This window comes from Oscillospiraceae bacterium (genome assembly GCA_009780275.1).
Lineage (GTDB): Bacteria > Bacillota > Clostridia > Oscillospirales > UBA929 > WRAI01.
Map to the genome: position 1 here is coordinate 20303 of WRAI01000009.1, position 23770 is coordinate 44072.

At 49.3% G+C, this 23770-nt stretch carries 17 protein-coding genes and 1 tRNA gene; 8 read left to right on the forward strand and 10 right to left on the reverse strand.

All coding sequences use genetic code 11. From position 1 onward, the window contains the following. The first annotated feature begins 2 nt into the window (after nt 1-2). Genes FWE06_04075 through FWE06_04085 form a run of 3 tightly spaced genes read left to right on the forward strand, consistent with a single transcriptional unit; the run spans nt 3 to nt 2539 of the window. Complete coding sequence (locus tag FWE06_04075) at nt 3-1019, forward strand: branched-chain amino acid ABC transporter permease (GenBank protein ID MCL2546356.1); 1017 nt, start codon at nt 3-5, stop codon at nt 1017-1019. Beyond that, the gene (locus FWE06_04080; GenBank protein ID MCL2546357.1) at nt 1012-1845 is read left to right on the forward strand and encodes an ABC transporter ATP-binding protein; all 834 of its coding nucleotides are present in this window, start codon (nt 1012-1014) and stop codon (nt 1843-1845) included. The genes FWE06_04075 and FWE06_04080 overlap by 8 nt, the downstream gene beginning before the upstream one ends. Next, entirely contained in the window at nt 1838-2539 is a 702-nt protein-coding gene (locus FWE06_04085; protein MCL2546358.1) for an ABC transporter ATP-binding protein, read from the forward strand. The genes FWE06_04080 and FWE06_04085 overlap by 8 nt, the downstream gene beginning before the upstream one ends. A 55-nt stretch (nt 2540-2594) precedes the next feature. Here FWE06_04085 and FWE06_04090 read toward each other — a convergent pair whose 3' ends face one another. The 4 genes from FWE06_04090 to FWE06_04105 form a co-directional block, all read right to left on the reverse strand. Beyond that, nucleotides 2595-4862: a beta-propeller domain-containing protein gene (locus FWE06_04090; protein MCL2546359.1), complete on the reverse strand. Its 2268-nt coding sequence runs from the start codon at nt 4860-4862 to the stop codon at nt 2595-2597. A 14-nt stretch (nt 4863-4876) separates the two neighbouring features. Beyond that, on the reverse strand, nt 4877-5377 hold the full coding sequence (locus tag FWE06_04095; protein ID MCL2546360.1) for an RNA polymerase sigma factor: 501 nt from the start codon (nt 5375-5377) through the stop codon (nt 4877-4879). Between the two features lie 216 nt (nt 5378-5593). Continuing rightward, nucleotides 5594-6016 carry a hypothetical protein gene (locus FWE06_04100; GenBank protein ID MCL2546361.1) on the reverse strand — a complete coding sequence of 141 codons (423 nt, stop codon included), beginning with the start codon at nt 6014-6016 and terminating at the stop codon, nt 5594-5596. Beyond that, on the reverse strand, nt 5991-6371 hold the full coding sequence (locus tag FWE06_04105) for a hypothetical protein (GenBank protein ID MCL2546362.1): 381 nt from the start codon (nt 6369-6371) through the stop codon (nt 5991-5993). The genes FWE06_04100 and FWE06_04105 overlap by 26 nt, the downstream gene beginning before the upstream one ends. Before the next feature lie 401 nt (nt 6372-6772). Here FWE06_04105 and FWE06_04110 point away from each other — a divergent pair, with 401 nt between their 5' ends. Next, a complete protein-coding gene (locus FWE06_04110; protein MCL2546363.1) occupies nt 6773-7969 on the forward strand; it encodes an aminopeptidase in 1197 nt (398 codons plus the stop codon). A gap of 399 nt (nt 7970-8368) precedes the next feature. Beyond that, nucleotides 8369-9292, forward strand: coding sequence for a hypothetical protein (locus tag FWE06_04115; protein MCL2546364.1), 924 nt, complete (start codon nt 8369-8371; stop codon nt 9290-9292). Between the two features lie 318 nt (nt 9293-9610). On the opposite strand, the gene FWE06_04120 is transcribed toward FWE06_04115, so the two are convergent. The 3 genes from FWE06_04120 to nifJ form a co-directional block, all read right to left on the reverse strand. Then, nucleotides 9611-9685, reverse strand: a tRNA-Thr gene (locus FWE06_04120). Nucleotides 9686-9766: 81 nt separating this feature from the next. Further along, complete coding sequence (locus tag FWE06_04125) at nt 9767-11173, reverse strand: phosphoglucomutase/phosphomannomutase family protein (GenBank protein ID MCL2546365.1); 1407 nt, start codon at nt 11171-11173, stop codon at nt 9767-9769. A 176-nt stretch (nt 11174-11349) separates the two neighbouring features. Then, a complete protein-coding gene (gene nifJ, locus FWE06_04130; GenBank protein ID MCL2546366.1) occupies nt 11350-14928 on the reverse strand; it encodes a pyruvate:ferredoxin (flavodoxin) oxidoreductase in 3579 nt (1192 codons plus the stop codon). 257 nt (nt 14929-15185) lie between these two features. Here nifJ and FWE06_04135 point away from each other — a divergent pair, with 257 nt between their 5' ends. The 3 genes from FWE06_04135 (at nt 15186) to FWE06_04145 (ending at nt 19410) form a co-directional block, all read left to right on the forward strand. Next, complete coding sequence (locus tag FWE06_04135) at nt 15186-17714, forward strand: cation-translocating P-type ATPase (GenBank protein MCL2546367.1); 2529 nt, start codon at nt 15186-15188, stop codon at nt 17712-17714. A 68-nt stretch (nt 17715-17782) separates the two neighbouring features. Continuing rightward, nucleotides 17783-18607: a hypothetical protein gene (locus FWE06_04140; protein ID MCL2546368.1), complete on the forward strand. Its 825-nt coding sequence runs from the start codon at nt 17783-17785 to the stop codon at nt 18605-18607. A gap of 2 nt (nt 18608-18609) precedes the next feature. Then, nucleotides 18610-19410 (forward strand): S-layer homology domain-containing protein, encoded by an 801-nt coding sequence (locus FWE06_04145; protein ID MCL2546369.1) that lies wholly within the window; start codon nt 18610-18612, stop codon nt 19408-19410. Between the two features lie 131 nt (nt 19411-19541). Here FWE06_04145 and FWE06_04150 read toward each other — a convergent pair whose 3' ends face one another. The 3 genes from FWE06_04150 to FWE06_04160 all read right to left on the reverse strand — a co-directional run bounded on the left by FWE06_04150 (nt 19542) and on the right by FWE06_04160 (nt 23729). Next, complete coding sequence (locus tag FWE06_04150; protein ID MCL2546370.1) at nt 19542-21290, reverse strand: NADH-dependent [FeFe] hydrogenase, group A6; 1749 nt, start codon at nt 21288-21290, stop codon at nt 19542-19544. 11 nt (nt 21291-21301) lie between these two features. Continuing rightward, on the reverse strand, nt 21302-23110 hold the full coding sequence (locus FWE06_04155; protein ID MCL2546371.1) for an NADH-quinone oxidoreductase subunit NuoF: 1809 nt from the start codon (nt 23108-23110) through the stop codon (nt 21302-21304). 124 nt (nt 23111-23234) lie between these two features. After that, nucleotides 23235-23729 carry an NAD(P)H-dependent oxidoreductase subunit E gene (locus FWE06_04160; protein ID MCL2546372.1) on the reverse strand — a complete coding sequence of 165 codons (495 nt, stop codon included), beginning with the start codon at nt 23727-23729 and terminating at the stop codon, nt 23235-23237. Between the last annotated feature and the right edge of the window lie 41 nt (nt 23730-23770).

The following is a 23770-nucleotide window of genomic DNA, read 5'->3' on the forward strand; positions in this document are numbered from 1 at the left end:
CCATGAATAAAGCAAATAAAGTGAAAATCCCCATGCCCGCGCGGTATGGAATCAATACGCTGTTGCTGCTCGCTTTTCTGTTGGTCGGCAACATTCTCACCGGTGGAAATATGCTCACCGGTGTGCAGAATTCACTGCTGATTCAAGTCGGCATCTTTATTATTTTGGCCGTTTCGCTAAACGTAGCCACCGGGTATTTGGGCCAGCTGCCGCTGGGTCATGCCGGATTTATGGCTGTCGGCGCATACACAGCCGGCATCTTTTGGCGGTCGGGCATTTTGCCACAAGGTCTTGCTACGCCGGTCGGCATTATTTTGGCCGGCTTGGTGGCCGCCGCATTCGGTGTTGTCATTGGCATCCCCGCACTGCGTTTGCGAGGCGATTATCTTGCCATCATCACACTGGGGTTTGGTGAAATTATCCGCGTTGTCATCAACAACTTAGAAATTACCGGCGGTGCGATGGGACTGCATGGCATACCACGCAATATATCGACATTTTTTGTCGTCTACGTCTGCGTCATCGCATCTTGTGCCGTCATTCACCTGATGATGAAAAGCCGGCACGGGCGGGCTATTTTATCCATTCGTGAAAACGAAATTGCATCCGAAAGCTGCGGCATCAATACCACGTATTACAAAGTCATGGCCTTTGCCGTTTCGGCGTTTTTCGGCGGTGTCGCCGGTGCGCTTTTCGTAGGAGACTTGGGGATGTTGATGCCGGGACAGTTTGGGTTTATGACCAGCATCAACATTTTGATGATTGTCGTATTGGGTGGAATGGGCTCGATGGCCGGCTCTGTCGTTGCGGCGGCGGTGTTGACCAGTCTGCCCATTATGATGCAATTTCTCGACCAGTATCGCATGGTCATTTATGCGCTGATGTTGGTGCTTGTCATGATTTTTAAGCCATCGGGATTGTTGGGGTCGTATGACTTCTCACTGTCGAGGTTGTTAGAGAAAGCCATCAATCGCCTCAGAAGAGGAAAGCCGGAAAAGGAGGGTGAGCGCAATGATTAAACATAACCCTGCGCTGCCGTTTCTGCCGGAGCGCGACAAAGAGCGCCGCCCTGTCTTGGAATGCGTCAATCTCGGCATTGATTTTGGCGGACTAACTGCCGTCAAAGATTTCAACATCACCATCGGAGCGACTGAGATTTGCGGTCTTATCGGTCCAAACGGTGCGGGAAAGACCACGATCTTTAATTTGTTGACAAAGGTGTACCGTCCGACGCGTGGTTCAGTGATCCTCAACGGCAAAGACACCAAAAACATGAACACCATGCAGGCAAACAAAGCCGGACTTGCCAGAACATTTCAAAACATCCGGCTCTTCAAAGAGCTGACCGTGATGGAAAACGTGCTGGTCGGCTTACACAATGAGATGGATTACCGCCTGAGCGGCGCGTTGCTGCGATTGCCACGCTATTGGAGAGCTGAGCGTATTGCCCGGGAAAGAACGCTGGAGCTGCTGTCCATTTTTGGTATGCAGGATATGGCCGAGCACAAAGCCGGTAGTTTGCCCTACGGGTCACAGCGCCGCTTGGAAATTGTGAGAGCACTGGCGACAAATCCCGCAGTGCTGCTGTTAGACGAACCTGCCGCCGGCATGAATCCCGCCGAAACAGAAGATCTTATGCGAACCATCAAAAAAATACACGAAACATTCCAAATCGCGATTTTCTTGATTGAGCATGATATGCACTTGGTCATGGGTGTTTGCGAGGGCGTTGCCGTACTCAATTACGGGCAGCTGATTGCCAAAGGCACGCCGGCCGAAGTGCAAAAAGATCCCAAGGTTATTGAGGCGTACTTGGGCTCGGGAGGAGGCGAAGCGCATGCTTAAAGTCACCAATATGAATGTATATTACGGTAATATCTACGCCGTCAAAGACGTGAGTTTTGAAGTCGGCGAGGGTGAAATCGTCACTCTTATCGGTGCAAACGGTGCCGGAAAGAGCACCATTTTGCAGACCGTTTCCGGCCTGCTTAGAAGCAAGACAGGCTCAATTGAGTTCAACGGTCTCGAAATCGGCAATGCGCCGCCGCATACGCTTGTCAAACAAGGGTTGGCGCAAGTGCCCGAGGGGCGGCGTGTTTTTCTGCAAATGAGTGTGCAAGAAAATTTAGAGATGGGACACTACACGCAAGCCGGCAACACATTGCATAAGAGAATTGAGCAAGTCTATGAACGTTTCCCTCGTTTACAGGAGCGGCGGAAACAAATTGCGGGTACACTTTCAGGCGGCGAACAGCAAATGCTGGCGATGGGCAGGGCTCTGATGTCGCGTCCTAAGCTGTTAATGCTTGACGAGCCGTCGATGGGTCTCGCGCCTCTTTTGGTCGAACAAATTTTTGGCATTATACGCGAGTTGAACAATGCCGGCGTAACCATCCTGCTGGTCGAACAAAATGCCCATATGGCGCTAAATGTTGCCGACAGAGGCTATGTGCTGGAAACAGGTAAAATCGTTCTGGCTGATAATGCAAAAAGCCTGCTCGAAAACGATGCAGTGCGCAAAGCCTATTTAGGCGCATAACCAAACAGACAGAAAAACTGCCGGAACCATTGCGGTTCCGGCAGTTTTATGTGTTTTAATCAAACCGTAAAAAGTCAACACTCTCAAAGCTCGTCAGCGAGAAAGAGGCAATGTGGCTGCCGGTCAGAACATAGAGGTAGTCGCCGATATACAGCCCTCTCATTTGACCCCACCAGCGTTGCCAGCCCCATTCATCGTATTCATTGTCAAATTCGATGATACCTCGCTGGAAGAAGCCGTACACATCGTCGTAGCCGTAAACAAGGTATGCGTTCTCCGATGGGAATGCAATAATGTTTCTGTCCACATCAATAAGAATGGCCTTGTGATTATATGATGACTCCGACCACCAGAAGCCGTCAAGACTCAATGTGTGTCGTTCATAAACATCCAAGAGGTTGTCGGTGTTGAACATTGACAGCTTCAAATAGCCCCACATGCCCGTCTCTTCGGCGGCATCCCGTCCAAAACCGAACAATCGCCCGTCGCCAAACGGATGCAAGTAATCGGAGAAACCGGGTATTTTAAGTTCACTGAGGATAACAGGATTGGTCGGGTCGCTGAGATCGGCTGCGAACAGCGGATCGACATCACGGAATGTCACAAAGAAGCAAATGTCGCCCATAAATCTGACCGAGAAAACCCGCTCACCCGGTGCCAGACCCTCAACGGCGCCGATGATATTTAAGTCCATATCAAGGACATAGAGGTTGTTGGTACTGGTTTCTGTCCAGGTTTCACGGTATACTCTGTCGCGGTTTTCCCAATCGCTGAAATAATATACCCATTGGAATACGCCTTCTTCAATCTCTGTTTCATCTTCCCAATGCCAAAATGAGCCATCCCAATCACTGCGGCTAAACCGGTCTGTTGGCCCGTAATACCGTTCAGTGTTCGACCACCATTGATGGAATGTCGTAACAATTCTAAATGTGCCGTTGTATTCATCCATAGAGAACTGATTTAAGATATTGCCGGCAATTGTCGCCGATGCTTCAGCTCTGACAATGCCGTTGTCCAGCGAAATCCGTGTGATATTTGTCATGGTATGGCTATGGCTCCACCGCGCTCTTGTCGATTCGCCATGCTCTGAATTTTCGCCCACATGCTCAGTATTTGTGATAAAAATATTGTTGTGGCTGGCATAAATATTCCAGCCAAAGCCCAGCAGCGATTGCGTGGAAATCACGTTGCCGCTGCCGCTCGTGTCAATACCCGAAATAACGGTATGCTGCACGCGGTCAAGGTTGTCGTTGAGAATGATATCTTCCGGCGCGATGACCCGACGCTCGCCGTTTTCAATAATCTGCGGAATAAAGGTTTCAGGGCGCGCAAGGTCAGGGTCTTCCCATGACGTATGGTTGGTTGCGAGATACAGCGTTTCGCCAATCATGCGCGAGGAGATATACGACCCGCTTTGCCCGACTTCGCCCAGCTTAACAGGGCGTTGGTTCATGTCAGACACGTCATAAATCTCGGCAATAACGGCTTGGTTTGGCCCCCAGCCCCACCAACCGCCCCGACCCCAGTCAGCAATTCTGCTTGACCCGGCGCGTGCGAGTTCATTATGGTCCACATCCCATGTACGCGACAACAAAATCAGCCGGCCGTCGGTGATATAAATTTCAAAGGTATCGCGGCCGCGATCACGGGGATTTTCAGTCTGCCGTCTGCGGTTTTGGATAACTCCTACGTTATCTTGGCGCTCAATTTGCCAAAATAACTCTAATCTGCCGTCGACGGCACTGATGATGTTGATAAAGTTGTCCGAAACAGCATAAATATGCCGCCCGTCAGTCTTGACAATGTCGGCCTCTTGTACGCCCAGCATTTGCAGGTTTGTGTCGCTGAAATCAGGCGTTTCAGAATATGAGCTCCTGTTGCCGGTCGTGCCGGTCGCCGGGTTTTCGCGCAGGGCCGGAGCTGCCGTGTCCATGTCCTCCGCCATTACCATCTCTTCGGTGGCCGAGCGGGGCAATCCATAGACGGCCTCAGTGCTAATGTTGCTGATCAGACTGTATATCTCCTCAAAGTTGGCGGCAGCCGCGAGTTCATTGTGTTGTCCTTGCGGCAAATTTGGGTTGGGCTGTGAGCCGTTGTTTTGTGAGCTGATGACAAAGGGAATGGTCGCCACAAGCAATGCCAAGCATGCTGCTGCGGCCACTGTTCGTCTCCAAATCGGGAGGTGCAAAATGCGGCCGCCTTTCACTTGTGCGTCGACTTGTGTGCTGTCGTGATGTTCCATTTCTTTCTTGACCGCGTCAAGAGACTCTTGGCGCGGCGATTGGCCATCCATAAACTTGTTGTAATCATCTTTGAACATGTCAATTTCTCCTTTCAGAAATTTGCCTCACCCAATTCTTTTTTGAGGCACTCTCGGGCGCGCCGCAGATGCGATTTGACCGTTGATTCGTTAAAGCCCGTCATTTGCGCAATTTCGACAATGGCATAGCCCTCGTAGTAAAACAAGTGGATACAAAGCCGCTGTTTGTCGTTGAGTTTGGCGACGGCCTCGGCGATGTACGAGTTTTCCGAAATATCCTCTTGTTTTTCTGCATTGACTTCCTCCGCCGGCATAAGAACCGTCTTCTTGCGCCAAGGTGAGGTGTGAAGTGACTTGGCCGTGTTGATAGTGACTTTGATGAACCACGCCTTTTCGTGTTCTCCGTCGTTAAATTCGGGCTTGTATTTGACAAACCGCAAAAATACTTCTTGCATGATATCTTCCGCATCGTTTCGATTGCGCGCGTAAGAAAAAGCAAGACGGTAGACCATGCTGCTAAGACGTTGTATCAGCGTGTCAACATGGCTGCTCTCGAGTTGCAATCCATCGTTCATTCTGTCACCTCATACACCCATAACACTAAAAACATCTCAAGAAAGTTGCAGTTGGCAAAAAATATTTTTGTTGTGTACTGGTTTGGCGCTCAATGTACAGACAGTATAGCATAGTGCAGCACGTTTCACAATGTCGTGCGGGCAGTCACATAAATAAATCCGAACCCGATGCCAACAGGGTTCGGATGAATATGACTTGGGGCTGCCATTGTATACTTACCAATCTAATAAGCCCTTGTGCCTAAAATGTTCCACAGCACAGTGCAGCGTGTAAACGCTCACGCCCAGGTAGGCAGCAATGGATGCGTCATCTACGCTCCACGGGTTTGACAATGCCGCTTGAAAGTCTTCCCATGATACAAGTCGGTCAGCGGCTCGGCGGCTGGCTCGACGCTCAGCGCGTTGTTTCACGGGCGCCGGCGCATCAGCATCCGGCAATGATTCGTGTGCACGTGCCATCTCGAGAGCCAGACACTCTGCCTCTTCGCGTTCGGTCAGCCACGGCGTAATGCCGATGCCGTAGCTGTCCTCAACATTGACGCAGACAGATGGCGTACCTTTCAACGGGTGATAGAGGACGGTTATCTTATCCCGCTCTGCCTCATCGTGCATCTCAATGATCTGTTGCCGTGCATTCATTGCTTTCATCCTTTCGTGCCTTGAATGTTTGTGCAAAGTCTAATACAGATTGTCTTTGCTCATCGGTTAATGTTTCGGTTTCTTTGAACACTGCGTATTGAAATTCGCCCCATTTAAGCTGGGGATCTTTTTTTGCGCCTTGGAGCACGGGATCGTCTGACGTACCAAGCAGATAGTCTATTGATACGTTAAAGCAGGCAGAAAGTGTAGCAATTTCTGCAAATACAGGGATGCTTCGCCCCGCCTTCCAGTCCTCAACTTTACTGCTGTCGGCGTCAAGCAGGCGGCAAATGGCTTGCTCGGATAGGTTTTTTGATTTCGCAATGTCAAGTATACGTTGTATGGAAAGGAGCATGCTAAATACCTCGCCCATTGATACAGCCATGCGTAATGGTGTAAGTTTACATAACGACTTAACAGTATTTTACACCAAAAGAGAAAGCATGTCAATAGCTGTACAGTAAAAAGGGGGGGGACATAAAACAGAATGAAAATAAAACCCATCTAACTCATGGCAAATGCGAGTGGTTAGATGGGTGATGGTGGCAAGCGATGGGTCTGTGTTTCACGACCCATCGAAAAGGCTTGTATTTGGGGCGGTTGTGTGGTACACTCATGCCGTAGGTAGAACCATTATCTACGCTACACCGCTTTGCCTTTGGCAGGGTCGGTAGTTTATATTTTCGGAACATAGAGGACAAGTAAATGTTTAGCCAATGTAATGTGTTGATTAAATAGAAAAGGCGGTTTCGATTTATGGATAAGCTTCAAAAGTATGTCAATCTAATAGTTCAAATAGGCGTTAATATTCAACCGGGACAGAAGCTGTTAATATTCTCACCGGTGGACGCTGCATATTTCGCACGTATGATAATGGAACAGGCTTATAAAATTGGCGTAGCAGATGTTGTTATTTGTTGGGAAGATGAAGTGTCAGATAGAATCGACTATTTGTTATCGCCTAATGACGACTATGACAAAGTTTTGGAGTGGGAAAAAGCTCGGGTCAAGCATTGGGTTGATGATAGCTATAATGTGCTAACAATTTATGCGCCCAACTCTGAGCTTTCAGTTGGTGTAAATCCAAAGCATATTGAAATGAAGCAAAAAGCTGTGGAAGAAGCTCGACAACCTTTGTATAATCAAGGCTGGAAGGTGCAGTGGGGTATGGCATATGTCCCGACAACCGCTTGGGCAAATAAAGTTTTCCCAAATGCAAAAGACACGAAAGAGGCTGAGAGCCTCATGTGGGAGGCAATATATTCCGCTTGTCGTATAGACGAAAACGAACCTATGGAAACATGGCATAAGCATATAGAACATTTACAGAACAAAATAGATGCTTTGGCGGCTCACAATTTTAAACACTTACATTTTAAGACTGATGCAGGCACGGATTTGGAAGTGGAATTGCCCCAAGAGCATGTATGGATGTCCTGTGTTGGAGAGTCCACAATGGGCAATAAATTCGTTGCAAACATACCAACAGAAGAGGTGTTTACCGCTCCTTTACGTACAGGAGTTAATGGTATTGTTTATGCAACAAAACCCATGGTTTATATGGGCAAGGTTATTGATGGATTTTGGCTTCGTTTCAAAGATGGTAAGGTGGTAGACTATGATGCCAAGGAAAACAAACATGTATTAAAAGAATTGTTAACAACACATGATAATGCTGATTATCTGGGGGAAGTGGCGCTTGTGCCCCATTCATCCCCTATTTCTCAACTAAATGTTCTTTGGTATGATAGTAGCTTTGATGAAAACGCGTCTTGTCATTTAGCATTAGGATATGCCTATCCTAACTCGGTCAAGGGTGCAAGCAAAGGCATTCTCAATCAATCTTCTATTCACGAGGACTTCATGATAGGCACATCAGATATGGACATTATGGGCACTACCCAAGCTGGAGAAGAAATTTTTATTTTTAAACAGGGTGAATGGGCAATATAACCCTTTATTGAATACATATACAATACTTTCCGGCATCATAATTTGATAAGCTTTTGTACTTTGTCGTTTCGTAATGCATCTTAATGATAACAAAGGGGGATTTCAGATGAAACTATCAGCAACCAACAATTCCAAAAACTCAAAGCCGATATAAACCACGTCCACAAAACCAAACGAGCCGTGGAGGAGTTACTACCCAAAGAACCGAGGTCAAAAACACGCAACCTTGACATGGAGCGGTAGGTGTGGCAAGCGATGGGTCTGTGTTTCACAGCCTATCGAAAAGGCTTGTATTTGGGGCGGTTATGTGGTATAGTGGTATTGTTATCTGCACTTAGCACATCGGCGGGGTGCGTGGTATCATATTTATAATTTGTTTTATGAGAGGAATGATTTACTATGCCGTTAGTTGCTGCGAAATGTGAATCGTGCGGGGCAAACTTGGAAGTCAATCCCGCACAAGACTCCGCAATTTGCAACTTTTGTGGGACGCAATTTATTGTTGAAAAAGCAGTTAGTTTATACAACACTACTAACAACATAACTGCATCAACAGTTAATGTATATGGTAATGCAGACGGAGTGGACAATCTTTATAAAAGAGCAACAGATTGGTTGACCCTTAAAAATGAAACAAAAGCTGTTGAAGTTTTTATGGAAATGGTTGAGCAGTATCCTAGCGATGTAAGGGGTTGGAGTATGTTGGCTCAGCTTTGTCCGACTAGGGAATATATAGACAATGCAATACGTCTGGGAGATAGCTCCTTTATTGCTGAGTGGGAAACAAATGCACAAGTTATTTGTGCTGAAATTCGAAATGGCAGCGCAGACCCAAATAGACTGTGGACAGTATTAGATAAAGGAGCATTGATAATAATACATCAATTGAGTGTTCGTCCAAATGCAGATTTCCCATGTGTGAGGATGTTGCTAGATGAAGGGCAAGAAACTGCTGAGATACTTAAATCAAAATGGGGCAAAACAATTGCGCATACTTCAAATCGAGAAATTGCAAACGCAGTTATAAAATCAAACAATACAATTTTATCAAAGTATTGGGGGTGTGCAAATTTTAATAGTCTTCATATTGGTAATATTATCTTTGTAATTGGAAGATATATACTATCCCGCGATTCGCATAATAATTTGAATTTGTGTATATGCGATAAAATACTTTCAAAAACTGTTATTGTACAGACTTTTGATGAAATTGAAGTGCGGCGAAGAAACAGATTATGTGCTAAATGCGGTGGGAAACCCTCATATTGGAGCGGTATGTGTAAAAATTGCGGATATAAATGCAAAGGGTTTGGATATAATTAGTTTAATGTATCCCCATACACTAAATAAGCAAACTCCTACCCTAACGGCTAACCGCCGACCTACGCCGTAAAAATTGATATTATCCACACAAAACCCCATAGGGCAAGGCTTTACACGCCTTTACCCTATGGGGTATTTCCATGCCCGAAAAACAGTCCTTGACAATACAACCCCAAGGCTCTTTTGGAGATGTTTCGTTAAACACAATCGTTTCGTCTCGATATGATCCGGTAGCATGAAGGATGGAAAAGAAAGAGTTTTGAATAAAGAAAGGCCTCGCTGAACCCTTAAATGTCAAGGCTTTAGCGAGGTCTTGTATGGAGCTTGTGGCCGGAATCGAACCGGCAACCTGCTCATTACGAATGAGCTGCTCTACCGTTGAGCCACACAAGCGTTATTAAGGGTAACGACCGATTGCTATTATACCCGTTTTGTGCCCGTTTGTCAACGGCACAGAACGGATTTTTTAATTCTTTACATTCCCAATGCCCCGCAAAGCGTATCGCAAACCGATGTCGCCATCGCTTGACTCGGCATCTCGCTAAAAATACGCAGCAACGGCTCTGTGCCTGAAAAGCGCGCGATAATCCAGCCGCCGTTGGAAAAATAGACCTTGCAGCCATCTATATAACTCACAGTTTCGATCTCAATGCCAAAATCGGGCAATTTTTTATCCACCATCAGCAGCTGATATATGGCGTCTTTGCACGAGGCTGTAAAGCTATAATCGCGTTCATCAGTATAACATGCGCCGAACTCGTCGGTAATGTCTTGATAGATGGCACTCAATTTCCGTCCGCTAACGGCAAGCATTTCAACCAGCAGCATGGCCGCGTAAATGCCGTCTTTGCCTTGAATATGACCGCGAACGGTCAAGCCGCCAGAGCTTTCGCCGCCGATAATCGCGTCATTTTCCGCCATTTTTCCTGAAACATGCTTGAAGCCAACAGGCACTTCGTGGCACGTTTGGCCATAAGCTGCTGCGATACGGTCAAGCAGATGCGTGGTGGCAATATTGCGCACTGCCGCGCCGCGCCAACCCTTGTATTTTAACAGATAATGGTATAGCAATACCAAAATTTGGTTGGGATGCACAAACGCACCGCAATCGTCGATAATACCCAGCCGGTCAGCGTCGCCGTCAGTCGCGATGCCGATGTCACAGCCGTTTTCTTTCACGAAATTTGTCAAATCGTTGAGTGTGTGCGCGTTAGGGGAGGGGAGTCGCCCACCGAACAGTGTATCGCGCCTCTCGTTAATGGTATCAACATCGCACCGTGCTGTCATCAACAGCGTTTGCAAACTTGTCCGGCTGACGCCAAACATCGGGTCAAGCGCGACATGTAAGTTCTTTTTTCGAATAGCATCTATATCAATCATGTCGATAATCGAATCCAAATACTCATTCTGTGGTTTAATGACCATTACTTGCCCGTTTGCCAAGGCGGCCTCAAATGTCATAACCTTAACTTGGCTGCTGGCCATCGTCGCCAGCCGTGACTCCATGGCTTGCGTTATGTTTTCATCGGCATCACGCCCACCCTTGATAAACAACTTAATGCCGTTGTAAACAGCAGGATTGTGGCTGGCCGTCACTGCCATACCGTAAGGCAGTCCGCGCTTTTTAACAACATACATAACCAATGGCGTGGGCGCGTCTTTGTTGATGAAATGGACGCGAATACCATTAGCCGCCAAGACTTCCGCCGCCCACATCGCCGCTTCGCGCGACAAAAACCGGCGGTCATAGCCCAAAGCAAGCTCATTAGCCTGCTCAGCATTCATTGTATCCGCCAGTGCCTGCGCCAGCAGTTGTACATTTGCTTTGGTGAAACCATCAGCGATAATAGCGCGCCACCCGCCCGTGCCAAATTGTATCATGCATTCCCATCCTCTCCATAAAGCCAACAACTCAGTATACCATAAGCTGACAAATTGCGCAAGGCTTGACAAGGAATTTTTTATGAAGATATACTTATTTTACGCGTGGGAGGAATGCACCTAAAAAAGCACCGATGGCTTATGCCATCGGTGCTTTTTGCTGATTCAGTAAGTGCCTAATAAATATCTTGATACTTCTCCAAAACCTTGTACTTATCCGCCGCCGCTTCAGCGGCTCTGTCAAACAGTTCCTCGGCGCGCTCGGGGAACAAGACTTTCAGTGACGTATAGCGTGTCTCATCGCTGATGAAGTCTTTGTAGCTGGCTGTCGGCGCTTTGCTGTCCATACGGAAAGCTTGCTTGCCCTCGGCTTTAAGACGGGGGTCATAGCGGAAGTTGTGCCAGTAGCCGGCCTCAACAGCGCGCTTTGTCTGTGCGTGTGAGATGCCTAAGCCGCCTTTCATGCCGTGCGCCACACAGGGCGAGTATGCAATAACAATAGACGGTCCCGGATAGCTCTCCGCCTCGACAATGGCGTCGATGGTTTGCTTTTGGCTGGCACCCATGGCAATTTGTGCGACATAGGCGTAGGGGTAGGCGGCAATCAGCATCGATGCAAGGTCTTTTTTATCAATGCCTTTGCCTGCAGCCGCGAACTGTGCGACTTGGCCGATTTGTGATGCTTTGGATGCTTGTCCGCCGGTGTTCGAATAAACTTCGGTGTCGAATACCAACATGTTAATGTCGTCACCGCTGGCAATAACGTGGTCTAGGCCGCCAAATCCGATATCATAAGCCCAGCCGTCGCCGCCGAATGCCCAAACCGATTTTTTGACGAACATGTCGCGGTTGGCATTGAGGAATTGCAAATGCTTATCACAGTCACAGCCGCATGTGCCGCAATCTTTCATTGCGCCGTCAAGCCACGCTTCAAGTTTCTTGCTGGCAGCTTTTGAACCGTCACCGCAATTTTTGTTGTCGAGCCATTCGGTAAAGCAATCGGGCGTCATGCCGAGAGTTTGAAGTGCCTTAATTGACGATTCAACCTTGTCACGACGCTGATTGACACCAAGTAACATACCGTAGCTGAACTCCGCCGTGTCCTCGAACAGTGAATTACACCATGTCGGGCCTTTGCCCTCTTTGTTGACGGTGTACGGCGTACTCGGTGCGTTACCGCCCCAAATTGATGAACAACCGGTTGCGTTGCCGATGTACATACGGTCACCGTAGAGTTGTGTAATCAACTTGGCGTAAGGTGTTTCGCCGCAACCGGCACACGCGCCCGAGAATTCGAGCAACGGTTGCAGGAACTGCGAACCTTTGACAGTGTTTTTGTTGAATGCCGCAGCAACCTCTTCTTTTTCGGTGACGTTGGCGAACGCGTAGTCATAACGTGTTTGCTCGTCAAGCTGCGTATGCAACGGCTCCATGACCAACGCTTTTTGCTTGCTGGGGCAGACATTGGCGCAGACATCACAGCCGTAACAGTCGTTGACCGACAAGTTGATGGCGTATTGATAGCTGTCGCAGCCTTTGCCCATCATCTTAATGGCTTGATAGCCTTCCGGCGCGGCGGCCAGCTCTTTCGCGTCCAAGACGAACGGCCGGCAAACCGCGTGTGGGCAGACATATGAACATTGGTTACACTGAATGCAGTTTTCAGGGATCCACTTGGGTACGTTGACGGCAACGCCGCGCTTTTCGAAGGCCGCGCTGCCTTGCGGGAAAGTGCCGTCTTCAACGTTTGCAAATGTCGAGACAGGCAGCAAATCGCCTTTTTGCGCCGCGATGGGCATCATAACGTCTTCAACAAAGGCCTTCAATTCAGGGCGGTCGCAATCGACAGCTTTGCTAATGGCCAAGTCGCTGCCGCTCGCTGTTTTCCATGCCTCAGGCACATCAATTTTCTTGACGTTCTTGACGCCGATGTCAATGGCCGCGTGGTTCATAGCCACGACCTTTTCGCCTTTCGTGCTGTAACTCTTGGTCGCCGCGGCTTTCATGTATTCAACGGCTTTGTCAATGTCCATGACGCCGGGGTTGAGCTTAAAGAATGCCGCTTGCAAGATGGTGTTGATGCGCTTACCCAAACCGACTTCTTCGCCCAACGCAATGCCGTCAATGGTGTAGACTGAAATGTCGTTATTGGCAATGTGACGTTTGACGTTGCTGGGCAGGATCTTATCCAAATCATTGACGTCCCAAGCGCAGTTGAGCAGGAATGTACCGCCCGGCTTGATGTCACTCGTCATGTCATACTTGTCGACATACGACGGGTTGTGGCAGGCCACAAAGTCAGCTTTGTTGATATAGTAAGTGCTTTTGATGGGTTGCTTGCCAAAACGCAAGTGACTGATGGTAACACCGCCCGATTTCTTACTGTCGTAAGAGAAGTAGGCTTGTGCGTAATCATCGGTTTTGTCGCCGATAATCGAGATGGTATTTTTGTTGGCGCCAACGGTGCCATCTGCGCCCAGACCCCAGAATTTGCAGCTGATGTTGCCTTCCGGTGTGGTATCGGGGTTCTCGTCAATAGGCAGTGAAAGATTGGTGACGTCGTCGTTGATACCGATGGTGAAACGCTTTTTCATATCAGCGCTATTGAGGTTTTTGTACACAGCGATGATGTTTGACGGCGGAACGTCTTTCGAGCCCAAACCGTAGCGGCCGCCGGCAACTTTGATGTTGGTTACGCCCTCTTCGGCCAGCGAAGTCATCACGTCTTGGTAGAGCGGCTCGCCCAATGCGCCCGGCTCTTTGGTGCGGTCAAGCACAGCGATTGTCTTGCATGTTTTGGGCAGCGCGGCCACGAATTTCGCGCCGACAAACGGGCGATACAGGCGCACTTTGACCAAGCCGACTTTTTCACCGTTTTTGTTCATGTAGTCAATGGTTTCTTCAATGGTGTCGCATACCGAACCCATGGCGACGATGATGCGCTCTGCATCGGCCGCGCCGTAGTAGTTAAATAGTTTATAGTCTGTACCTGCTTCGGCGTTGACTTTGCCCATATACTCTTCTACAATGGCAGGCAGGTTGTCGTAGTAGCTGTTACAAGCCTCACGTGCCTGGAAGAAGATGTCGGGGTTTTGTGCCGTGCCGCGCAGTACGGGATGGTCGGGGTTGAGCGCGCGGTCGCGGAAGGCTTGTACCGCGTCATGGTCAACCATTTTGTTAAGGGTGTCAAAGTCCCAAATTTCAATCTTTTGCGCCTCGTGTGAAGTGCGGAAGCCGTCAAAGAAGTGCAAGAACGGCACACGGCCTTTGATCGATGCCAAGTGTGCGACCGCGCCGAGGTCCATAACTTCTTGCGGGTTGGTGGCCGCCATCATGGCATAGCCGGTGCTGCGGCAACTCATGACGTCACTGTGGTCACCGAAAATTGACAACGCGTGGCTGGCCAGCGCACGCGCCGAAACATGGATAACGCCGGGCAGCAGTTCGCCCGCCATCTTATACATACCGGGGATCATGAGTAACAGACCTTGCGACGCGGTGTATGTCGTGGTCAAAGCACCTGATTGCAAGCTGCCGTGCACAGCCGAGGCTGCGCCCGCTTCGCTTTGCATTTCAACGATTTTGACCGACTGACCGAAAATGTTTTTCAAGTCGTCGCGGTTGCTCCAAATGTCGGTTAGCTCCGCCATAACCGATGATGGTGTGATAGGGTAGATGGCCGCCACCTCAGTAAACGCATACGAAACGTGCGCTGCCGCGGTGTTGCCATCCATGGTTTTGAGTTGTCTTGCCATAATGTGCCTCCTAATTTTTTTCATTTTTCAAACCATGACAGTATACCATACAATGCCCTCATTGTAAACCCATTTTTGTCCACGTTTTAGATATTTTTTCGGATTTTTTAGGGACGACCTGCCAAAAACCGCCAAAAAATGCGGGCAAAGTAAGCTATTATTTTAAGTATTGTAGGGGCGCACACCCGAGCGCCCCAATTTTCTGTCACGAGATGCCTGGTAAGTGCCCTATACAACATTGCGGAGGAATTGTATTCATGACCTACCACGTCGCCACCGAGTACGACACCCTAAAAACCCTCAAAACGGACAGGCAAGGCTTGACCGATGATGAAGCCGTCCTGCGTCGTCGACAGTATGGAGATAATGCCATTGAAGGCGAGAAGAAAAAGAGTTTGTTTACCATCTTTCTGTCGCAGTTCAGCGATTTTATGATCTGGATATTGATTGCGGCGGCAGTGATTTCCGCACTTGTTGCTCATGGAATGGCCGACAGTTTGATTATCGGTATAGTTGTGTTGCTCAACGCCGTGTTGGGTACAATTCAAGAGTCGCGCGCCGAAGCGGCGTTGGAGGCTTTGCAGAGCATGTCAGCTCCAACTTGTAACGTCAAGCGCAGTGGAAAGATTCACCGAATTCCCGCCGCCGAATTGACGGTTGGCGACATCGTGTTGCTCGAAACAGGCGATGCTGTGCCCGCTGATTTGCGTCTATTACAGACGAGTTCGCTGAAAATCGAGGAGTCGGCATTGACAGGCGAAAGTTTGCCGAGCGAAAAAATTGTCGGCGTATTGGAAGATAAACATTGTCCGCTGGGCGACCGTATCAACATGGCGTTTATGGGTACGGGCGTGGCATATGGGCGCGGTGAGGGCATTGTCGTAGCTGTCGGCATGGACACAGAGATGGGCAAAATTGCCAAGCAACTTGCTGACACTAGAAAAGAAATCACACCGTTACAAAAACAGCTCAATAACATTTCAAATATGCTGTCGATTGGTGTGTTGTGCATTGCCGGCGTAATTTTTGGACTGATTTTGCTGCGCGATCGCGGTGAGATGCTTAATGCCTTTATGACGGCAGTCAGCCTTGCCGTGGCGGCGATTCCTGAGGGGTTAGTCGCTGTGGTTACGATTGTGCTTGCCATGGGTATGAGCCGTATAGCGAAACAAGGTGCGATTATTCGTCGCCTGCCCGCAGTTGAAACGCTGGGAGCAACACAGATTATATGTAGCGACAAAACCGGCACGTTAACACAAAACAAAATGACCGTTGTACAACTTCATGGTGACGAAACCTTACTTGGCGAAGCCATGAAACACTGTAACGACGCGCGAATTGACCACGACGGAAAAACAATTGGCGATCCGACCGAAACGGCACTTTGGGATTATCTGTTAAAGAATGGCATAAGGCGCGATGATCTTGGTGCACCAAGGATAGGTGACATTCCGTTCGATTCAGGGCGGAAATTATCAACAGTCGCAGTAGAGAAGGAAAGTGGCGTTAGAGTGTACACCAAAGGTGCGCCCGATGTGCTGTTGCAACGCTGTAATCTGTCAGAACAAGATTGTGTAAAAGTTGAAAGTGTTAATGAAACTATGGCAACACAAGCCTTGCGAGTGTTGGCGTTTGCTTATAAAGATGCGCCGAAATTTAATGCCAATGATGCCGAATATGATTTGCACTTTATTGGGCTGGTTGGCATGATTGACCCTGCAAGGCCCGAAGCCAAAAGTGCAATTAAAACCTGCCACGAAGCAGGCATTTTGCCTGTTATGATTACCGGTGATCATAAGGTGACGGCAGTTGCTATTGCGCAAGATTTACATATGTTAGGAGAGAGTCGAGCGGCAATTACTGGTGCAGAATTGGATGCGTTAAGTGATGATTGGCGGGTGGAGAATGTGGGAGTATATGCTCGTGTTGCACCGGAGCATAAGGCACGGATTGTTACGGCGTGGCAGTCACAGGGAAAAGTCGTTGCCATGACAGGCGACGGTGTGAATGACGCACCTGCACTGAAAGCCGCCGACATCGGCATAGGCATGGGGATCACCGGAACCGACGTAAGCAAGGGCGCATCCGATATGGTGCTCACTGACGATAATTTTGCTACAATCGTATCAGCTGTGCGTGAGGGGCGGCGCATTTTTGATAATATTCACAAGGCTGTGCGTTTCCTGCTGTCGTCTAATGCTGGTGAAGTATTGGTCATACTGGCTGCAACTCTGCTCGGCTGGATGACAGCGGACCAGCAGTTTTTGTTGCCGATACACTTATTATGGGTCAACCTCGTCACTGATACATTTCCCGCGCTGGCACTGGGCGTTGAACCGGAGGAGCCTGATATCATGCAGCGCAAGCCGCGCAACAGCAATTTGCCATTTTTTGATAGACAGACGTGGGGACGCGTACTTTCAGTTGGCGCTGTCGAAGCGGCGTTGACTATCGCGGCGTTTTTGCTCGGCGGACGTGGTGTCATTGGCACAACAATGGCGTTTATGACGTTATCACTGACGCAACTCTTTGCCGCCGTGGGATTTCAGAGCGAGCGCGTGAGCGTGTTTGCCATTGAGCCGAGAAAACATAGAGCGCTGTTCGGTGCTGTGGCGGGTAGTGCGTTATTGCAGGTGAGTGTTGTGTTGTTTGCGCCAACGCGGACAATTTTTAGATTAAGTACATTGGCGTGGCAGCAGTGGTTTGGCGTGCTTGGGTTATGCGTAGTGATGTTGTTGTTTATTGAGGGACAGAAGGCGCTGGCTCGACGCACAACTAGGGGTTGACAGATACACCGCAAATTGATATACTACTCACAATACTGCCGATTGGCAAATTTGAAAGGAGAAACCCCATGAAGAAATTACTTATCCTGGCTTTGGTACTGGTTGCGCTGGCGGCATTTATGACAGCCTGCGCTGACAACGATGACCCTGCTAATGAAAATGGAAACGGTACAGAAGTGAACGGTCCTACCGATGTGGTGCAACCTACTGAACCTAATGATCCTACTGAGGAAGAGCATGAACCCACCCCCATCCCGCCGGTAGAGCCGGCTGTGCTGGAAGAACCGCTTGCGGATGATGCGTTGGATATGTTTGTAGTGGAACGCGAGCCGTTGGCTTTTGCCGATGTACCGGACGACGCCGAATATAAGCAATATTTGGATTTTGTTACTGCACGTGGGTTGATTAGCGGCGTTGTGCCGGCTGAAGGTGACCAACTTGGAGAATTTCGCCCCGATAGTCTTTTGCAATTCCGTGCCGGTCTGTCAATCACCAATTCGTTGCACCGTATTTTTGGCGGGTATGATCCATATCCAGAAGGCGATCAGGGCAGCTGGGAAGAGAATGTTTTAGCATATTCAGAGTATCATGGCATTTTCACAGAAGAAGAGATGGATGAGATGGCAATCACGCCCGGTGATGAATTGTTCGGCAATGAGATGGCAATTGTTTTTGCCCGCGCATTCCCGCCTGAGATGTTCCCTGTCATCAACGACATCAACGAAGTACCCGGTATGACGCCCGGTACATTTGGTTTTGATGAAACGCTGTTATTGATGCGTGCCGGTGTTTTGGCGGCTGATTTTGATGGCTCGCAAGATGTCTACCGTTGGGAAATGGCTGTTGCTTTGGCGCGTATGATTTCGCCTGAGTTGAGAATACAACAAGGTTAAATATGCTGAAAACAGTAGCGATATTGACGGTGATTGCGGCATTGTTGGTGATGATGTTTGCCTGCGAAGTCACACCGCCTGAACAAGAGCCGCCCCCAATTGACGCCGAGCCGTCGTTTGGCAATTTCGTTGAACAGCGAGACCCAATAGAATTCAATGATGTCAGTGAGACTGACGACTACTTTGAGGCACTGAATCTTGTTACAGCACTTGGATTGATTAGCGGTGTGGAAGACGAATCCGGTGGTTATTTGTTCAACGCTGATGGCACAATGCCGTATGTACAGGGCGTGGCCATTGCTGTGGATATTCACCGTATTTACAACGGCTATCGTTTGCCGACTGTTGACGATGATGCATGGTATGCACCGTTCTTTGCTTATGCACGGGAGCATGGTATTTTAGCTGATGGTTGGGTGGGCTACGAGAACACCGATGTCTTGATGGGCTTGGAGTGGGCAATGCTGTTCAACCGAGCGTTGCCGGCCGATGCTTTACCTATCATCAATGACATTGACGCTGTGCCGAGCATGGAACCCGGCTCACGCGGGTACGACGCCGTGTTGAACCTCATGCGTGCCGGCGTACTGACGCCTGATTTTGAACCGCAGGCCAACGTTACGCGCAGTCATGGTGCGGCACTCTATTTGGCACGTATGGTTGCGCCGGAATTGCGTGTCGTGTTTGCAGCTGATAGCGGCGGAGAACCTGCCGAAAACAGCGAAGAAACGGTTGACGTCGGCGAATATAATGGCGTTGAAAACGGCGAAGAGACTAACGAAGAAGAAGCCGGCGAGGAATAAACTTTGCGCTAAAAAAGGCGGATGGAAGAGCCATCTGCCTTTTTTGTTGGAGTATGTTGACGCCTCAGAAGAGTGCCGTACAGAAGAAAGACACCGCATTGCTAAGCCAATGCGGTGTCTTTAGTGTCGTGTTAATCTGTCTTATACTTTGCTCTTGGCGTATACGTGGTATGCAGCCATTCATGTGCCGTGTGCCCGCCCGGTTCGCCGATTTCTTGATAGATTTCTTTGATAACCGGATTTTCGTGCGCTTTGCGCAACGTCATTGCCTTATCTTGGTCGTAGAGCGGCTTAGAGCGCAGGGCACGTAAGTTGTTATATTTGTGCAAGGGCGCGGCTTGTACAGGTTGGCCACCGCCGTTAATACAGCCGCCTGAACATGCCATCATTTCGATGAAGTCGTAGTGTACTTCGCCGGCTTTAATCTTATCCAGCAAGCGGCGGACATTGACCAGACCGGATGCTACGGCGACTTTAACCTCTCTATCGCCCAATGTATAGCTGGCTTCTTTGATGCCTTCTAAACCGCGCACATCAGTGAAATCAATGGAGGGTGCGGGCTTTCCCGTGGCGAGCTCAGAAACGGTACGCAATGCTGCCTCCATTACGCCGCCCGTTGTGCCAAAGATGCCGCCGGCGCCGGAATAAACGCCAAACGCCGGGTCGAGTCCCTCATCGGGCAACTCAGAAAACATAATGCCGGCGCGGCTAATCATGCGTGCAAGCTCACGCGTAGTGAGCGCGGCATCGATGTCGTGCAAGCCCTCAACGGCCGATTGGCCATCGCGTGTCACTTCAAACTTTTTGGCTGTGCAGGGGATGACAGATACCACATAGATATCTTTCGGGTCAATGTCCATTTTCTTGGCATAATATGTTTTCATGATCGCACCGTACATTTGCTGCGGGCTTTTGCAAGAACTCACATGGGGGATAAATTCGGGGTAGAACTGTTCACAGTAACGAATCCAGCCGGGGCAGCAGCTTGTTGTCATCGGCAGCTTGCCTCCGTTGTTTAGGCGGCTCAGTAACTCCGGCCCCTCTTCCATGACTGTTAAGTCAGCCGCTGTATTGAGGTCGAATACACCGTCAAAACCAAGGCGGCGCATAGCAGCAACCATTTTACCCTCAACGTTTGTGCCGATGGGCATTCCGAAGCATTCGCCCAACGTTACGCGAATGGACGGTGCGGCGGCAATTACAACGTGCTTGCTCGGATCATCAAGTGCTTGCCAAACCTGTTCAGTATGGTCTTTTTCTGTAAGCGCCGCAGTCGGGCAAGCCGCGATACATTGGCCGCATGACACACAAGGCACTTCGTCCAAGTTGCGGTCGTAAGCGCAAGAAATCTGAGTATCGAAGCCGCGGTTATTGGGGCCGATAACGGCAACAGCCTGATTGTTTTTGCATATTGATACGCAGCGGCGGCAGATGATACATTTGGAGTTATCCCGCACCAAGTGCTGCTCGGAGTCTTCAATGCGCGGCACATCGTTATCGCATTCAAAGCGTATATCTTGGATGCCGAAGTCTTTTGCCATCTTTTGCAGTTCGCAATTTTGGTTGCGCAGACAAGTCAAGCAGTCCATGCGGTGATTGGACAGAATTAATTCGAGTGTTGTTTTGCGTGACTCAATGACTTTTTGGCTGTTAGTGGAAATCTCCATGCCGTCGGCGACGGGATACACGCAGCTGGCAACTAATGTTCGCGCGCCTTTGACTTCAACCACGCAAACACGGCATGAACCGATGGCGTTGACGTCTTTCATGTAACACAATGTTGGAATGTCAATGCCGGCCACGCGGCAAGCGTCCATCACGGTCGAAGTCTTAGGCACTTCGAAGTTGACGCCATTAATTTTTACATTTATATTTTCCATTTCACTCACCTCTACTCTCTAATAATTGCGCCGAACTTCTTGCATGCAGGCAGGCAGAGACCGCACTTTGTGCACTTTTCTTGATCGATGACGTGTACTTCTTTGACGTTGCCGCTGATGGCGTCGGTCGGACACACACGCTTACACAAGGTACAGCCAACACATTTCTCAGGGATAATCACATATTCCAGCAACTCTTTGCATACGCCGGCGGGACACTTTTTGTCTTTGATATGGGCGATATATTCGTCGCGGAAGTATTTGAGTGTTGACACAACGGGGTTAGGTGCTGTTTGACCTAACGCACATAGGCTGGCTTGTGCCAAATGGGCAGCCAATTCTCCCAATGTGTCAAGGTCTTCCATCTTGCCGTGACCCTCGGTAATGCGGTCGAGGATTTGCAGCATACGCTTGGTACCGACGCGGCAGGGAACACACTTGCCGCACGATTCTTCAACGGTAAAGTCAAGGAAGTATTTGGCAATGTCAACCATACAGCTGTCTTCGTCCATAACAATCAGGCCGCCAGAACCCATCATTGAACCAATTTGCATTAAGCTGTCAAAGTCAATGGGGGTGTCAAGATGCTCGGCGGGAATGCAGCCGCCCGAAGGGCCGCCCGTTTGCGCTGCCTTGAATTTTTTGCCGTTGGGGACACCGCCGCCGATCTCTTCAACGATTTCGCGAAACGTGATGCCCATTGGCACTTCAACCAGCCCGACGTTTGTAATCTTGCCGCCTACGGCAAACACTTTGGTGCCTTTGCTTTTCTCTGTGCCGATTTTTTGCATGGCTTCGGCACCATTGAGGATAGTCCACGGAATGTTGGCGTAGGTTTCAACGTTGTTAAGTACCGTCGGCTTGCCGAACAGGCCCTTAACGGCCGGAAATGGCGGACGCGGGCGTGGTTCGCCGCGCTTGCCTTCGACGCTCATCAGCAGTGCCGTCTCTTCGCCGCAAACAAAAGCACCTGCGCCCAGACGAACATTCAAATCGAAGTTAAAGTCCGTGCCTAAGATGCCCTTGCCCAATAATCCGTATTCACGTGCTTGTTTGAGCGCGATTTCAAAACGGTTAACGGCAATGGGGTATTCGGCGCGGATGTATACACACCCTTCATCGGCACCGATAGCGTAAGCGGCAAGTGCCATAGCCTCAATGATGCTGTGGGGATCGCCTTCGAGAATGCTTCTGTCCATAAACGCGCCAGGATCGCCCTCGTCAGCGTTGCAGGCAACGTATTTCTTGCCTGCTGGCTGATCAGCCGCGAATTGCCATTTAATACCTGTCGGGAAGCCTGCGCCGCCGCGTCCGCGAATTTGTGAGGCTTTAACCGTATCAATAACATCCTGTGGTTTTTGCTCAGTCAAGGCTTTTGCCAATGCGAAGTAGCCATCATAGGCAATGTATTCGTCAATGCATTCGGGATCAATCAAGCCGCAGTTGCGCAAAGCGATGCGCATTTGCTTTTTGTAAAACCCCGTTTCGCCGAGACAGCCAATTTTGCCGTCTTCAAGCCGGGTTTCTTCATAAACCAAGTCGGCAACGACTTTGCCGCCCGCGATGTGCTCTTCAACAATGCGCGGGATGGTGTCGATTTCCACGTTAGAGTAGAATGCTCCCTCAGGGTAGACAACCACAATCGGACCGAGTGCGCAGAGCCCGAAGCAGCCGGTCAGAATGACTTGTGTTTCATTTTCCAAGCCATGTGCTTTGATATGCTCTTTAAAAGTTTCGGCAATGGCGTCACTTTTGGCGCTTAAGCAGCCAGTGCCGCCGCAAACGAGGATGTGTGAACGATCACTGCTTGTGTTGGCAATCGGCTCGTGCGTGGCGCTTTCTGAACCAATTTCTTGCCGTACGCTGAGCTTAGGGCGCAAAGTATCGCGTATTTGTTTGAGGTCTTGTAAAGTCTTTTTCATCATGAAAGAGTACCCTCCGTAATTATTTATATTTTGCCAAAATGCCGTCGACATCGTCGAGCGTAAGACGACCGTATACGTTGCCATCGATAATCATCAGTGGTGCGAGTCCACAAGCGCCAACGCAACGTACACCTTCGATAGAAAACAGCCCGTCATCGCTCACTTGGCCGGCTTTGCAGCCTAAGTTGGCCTCCACGCGGTCAAGCAAGTTTTGTGCACCCTTGACGTAGCAAGGTGTGCCCATACATACGTTAACTTGATGCTTGCCTTTGGGATCGGTGGAAAACTGTGCATAGAACGATACAACGCCATATAACTCCGACACAGATACATCAATTTCCTCACTGATGATATGCAATACTTGCTCGGGCAGATAGCCGTAAATTTCTTGTGCCTCTTGCAAGATAGGCATGACAAGCCCCGGTGTTGATCTGTGCTTGTCAATCATGGCACGCAGCTCTTTTTCTTGCTCGGGCGTGCCTTTGAACGGTGCGGTGGTTTTTCTGTTTGGCATAATCCTTCTCCTTTATCTCTCTTTATTCAAACGGTCTAATT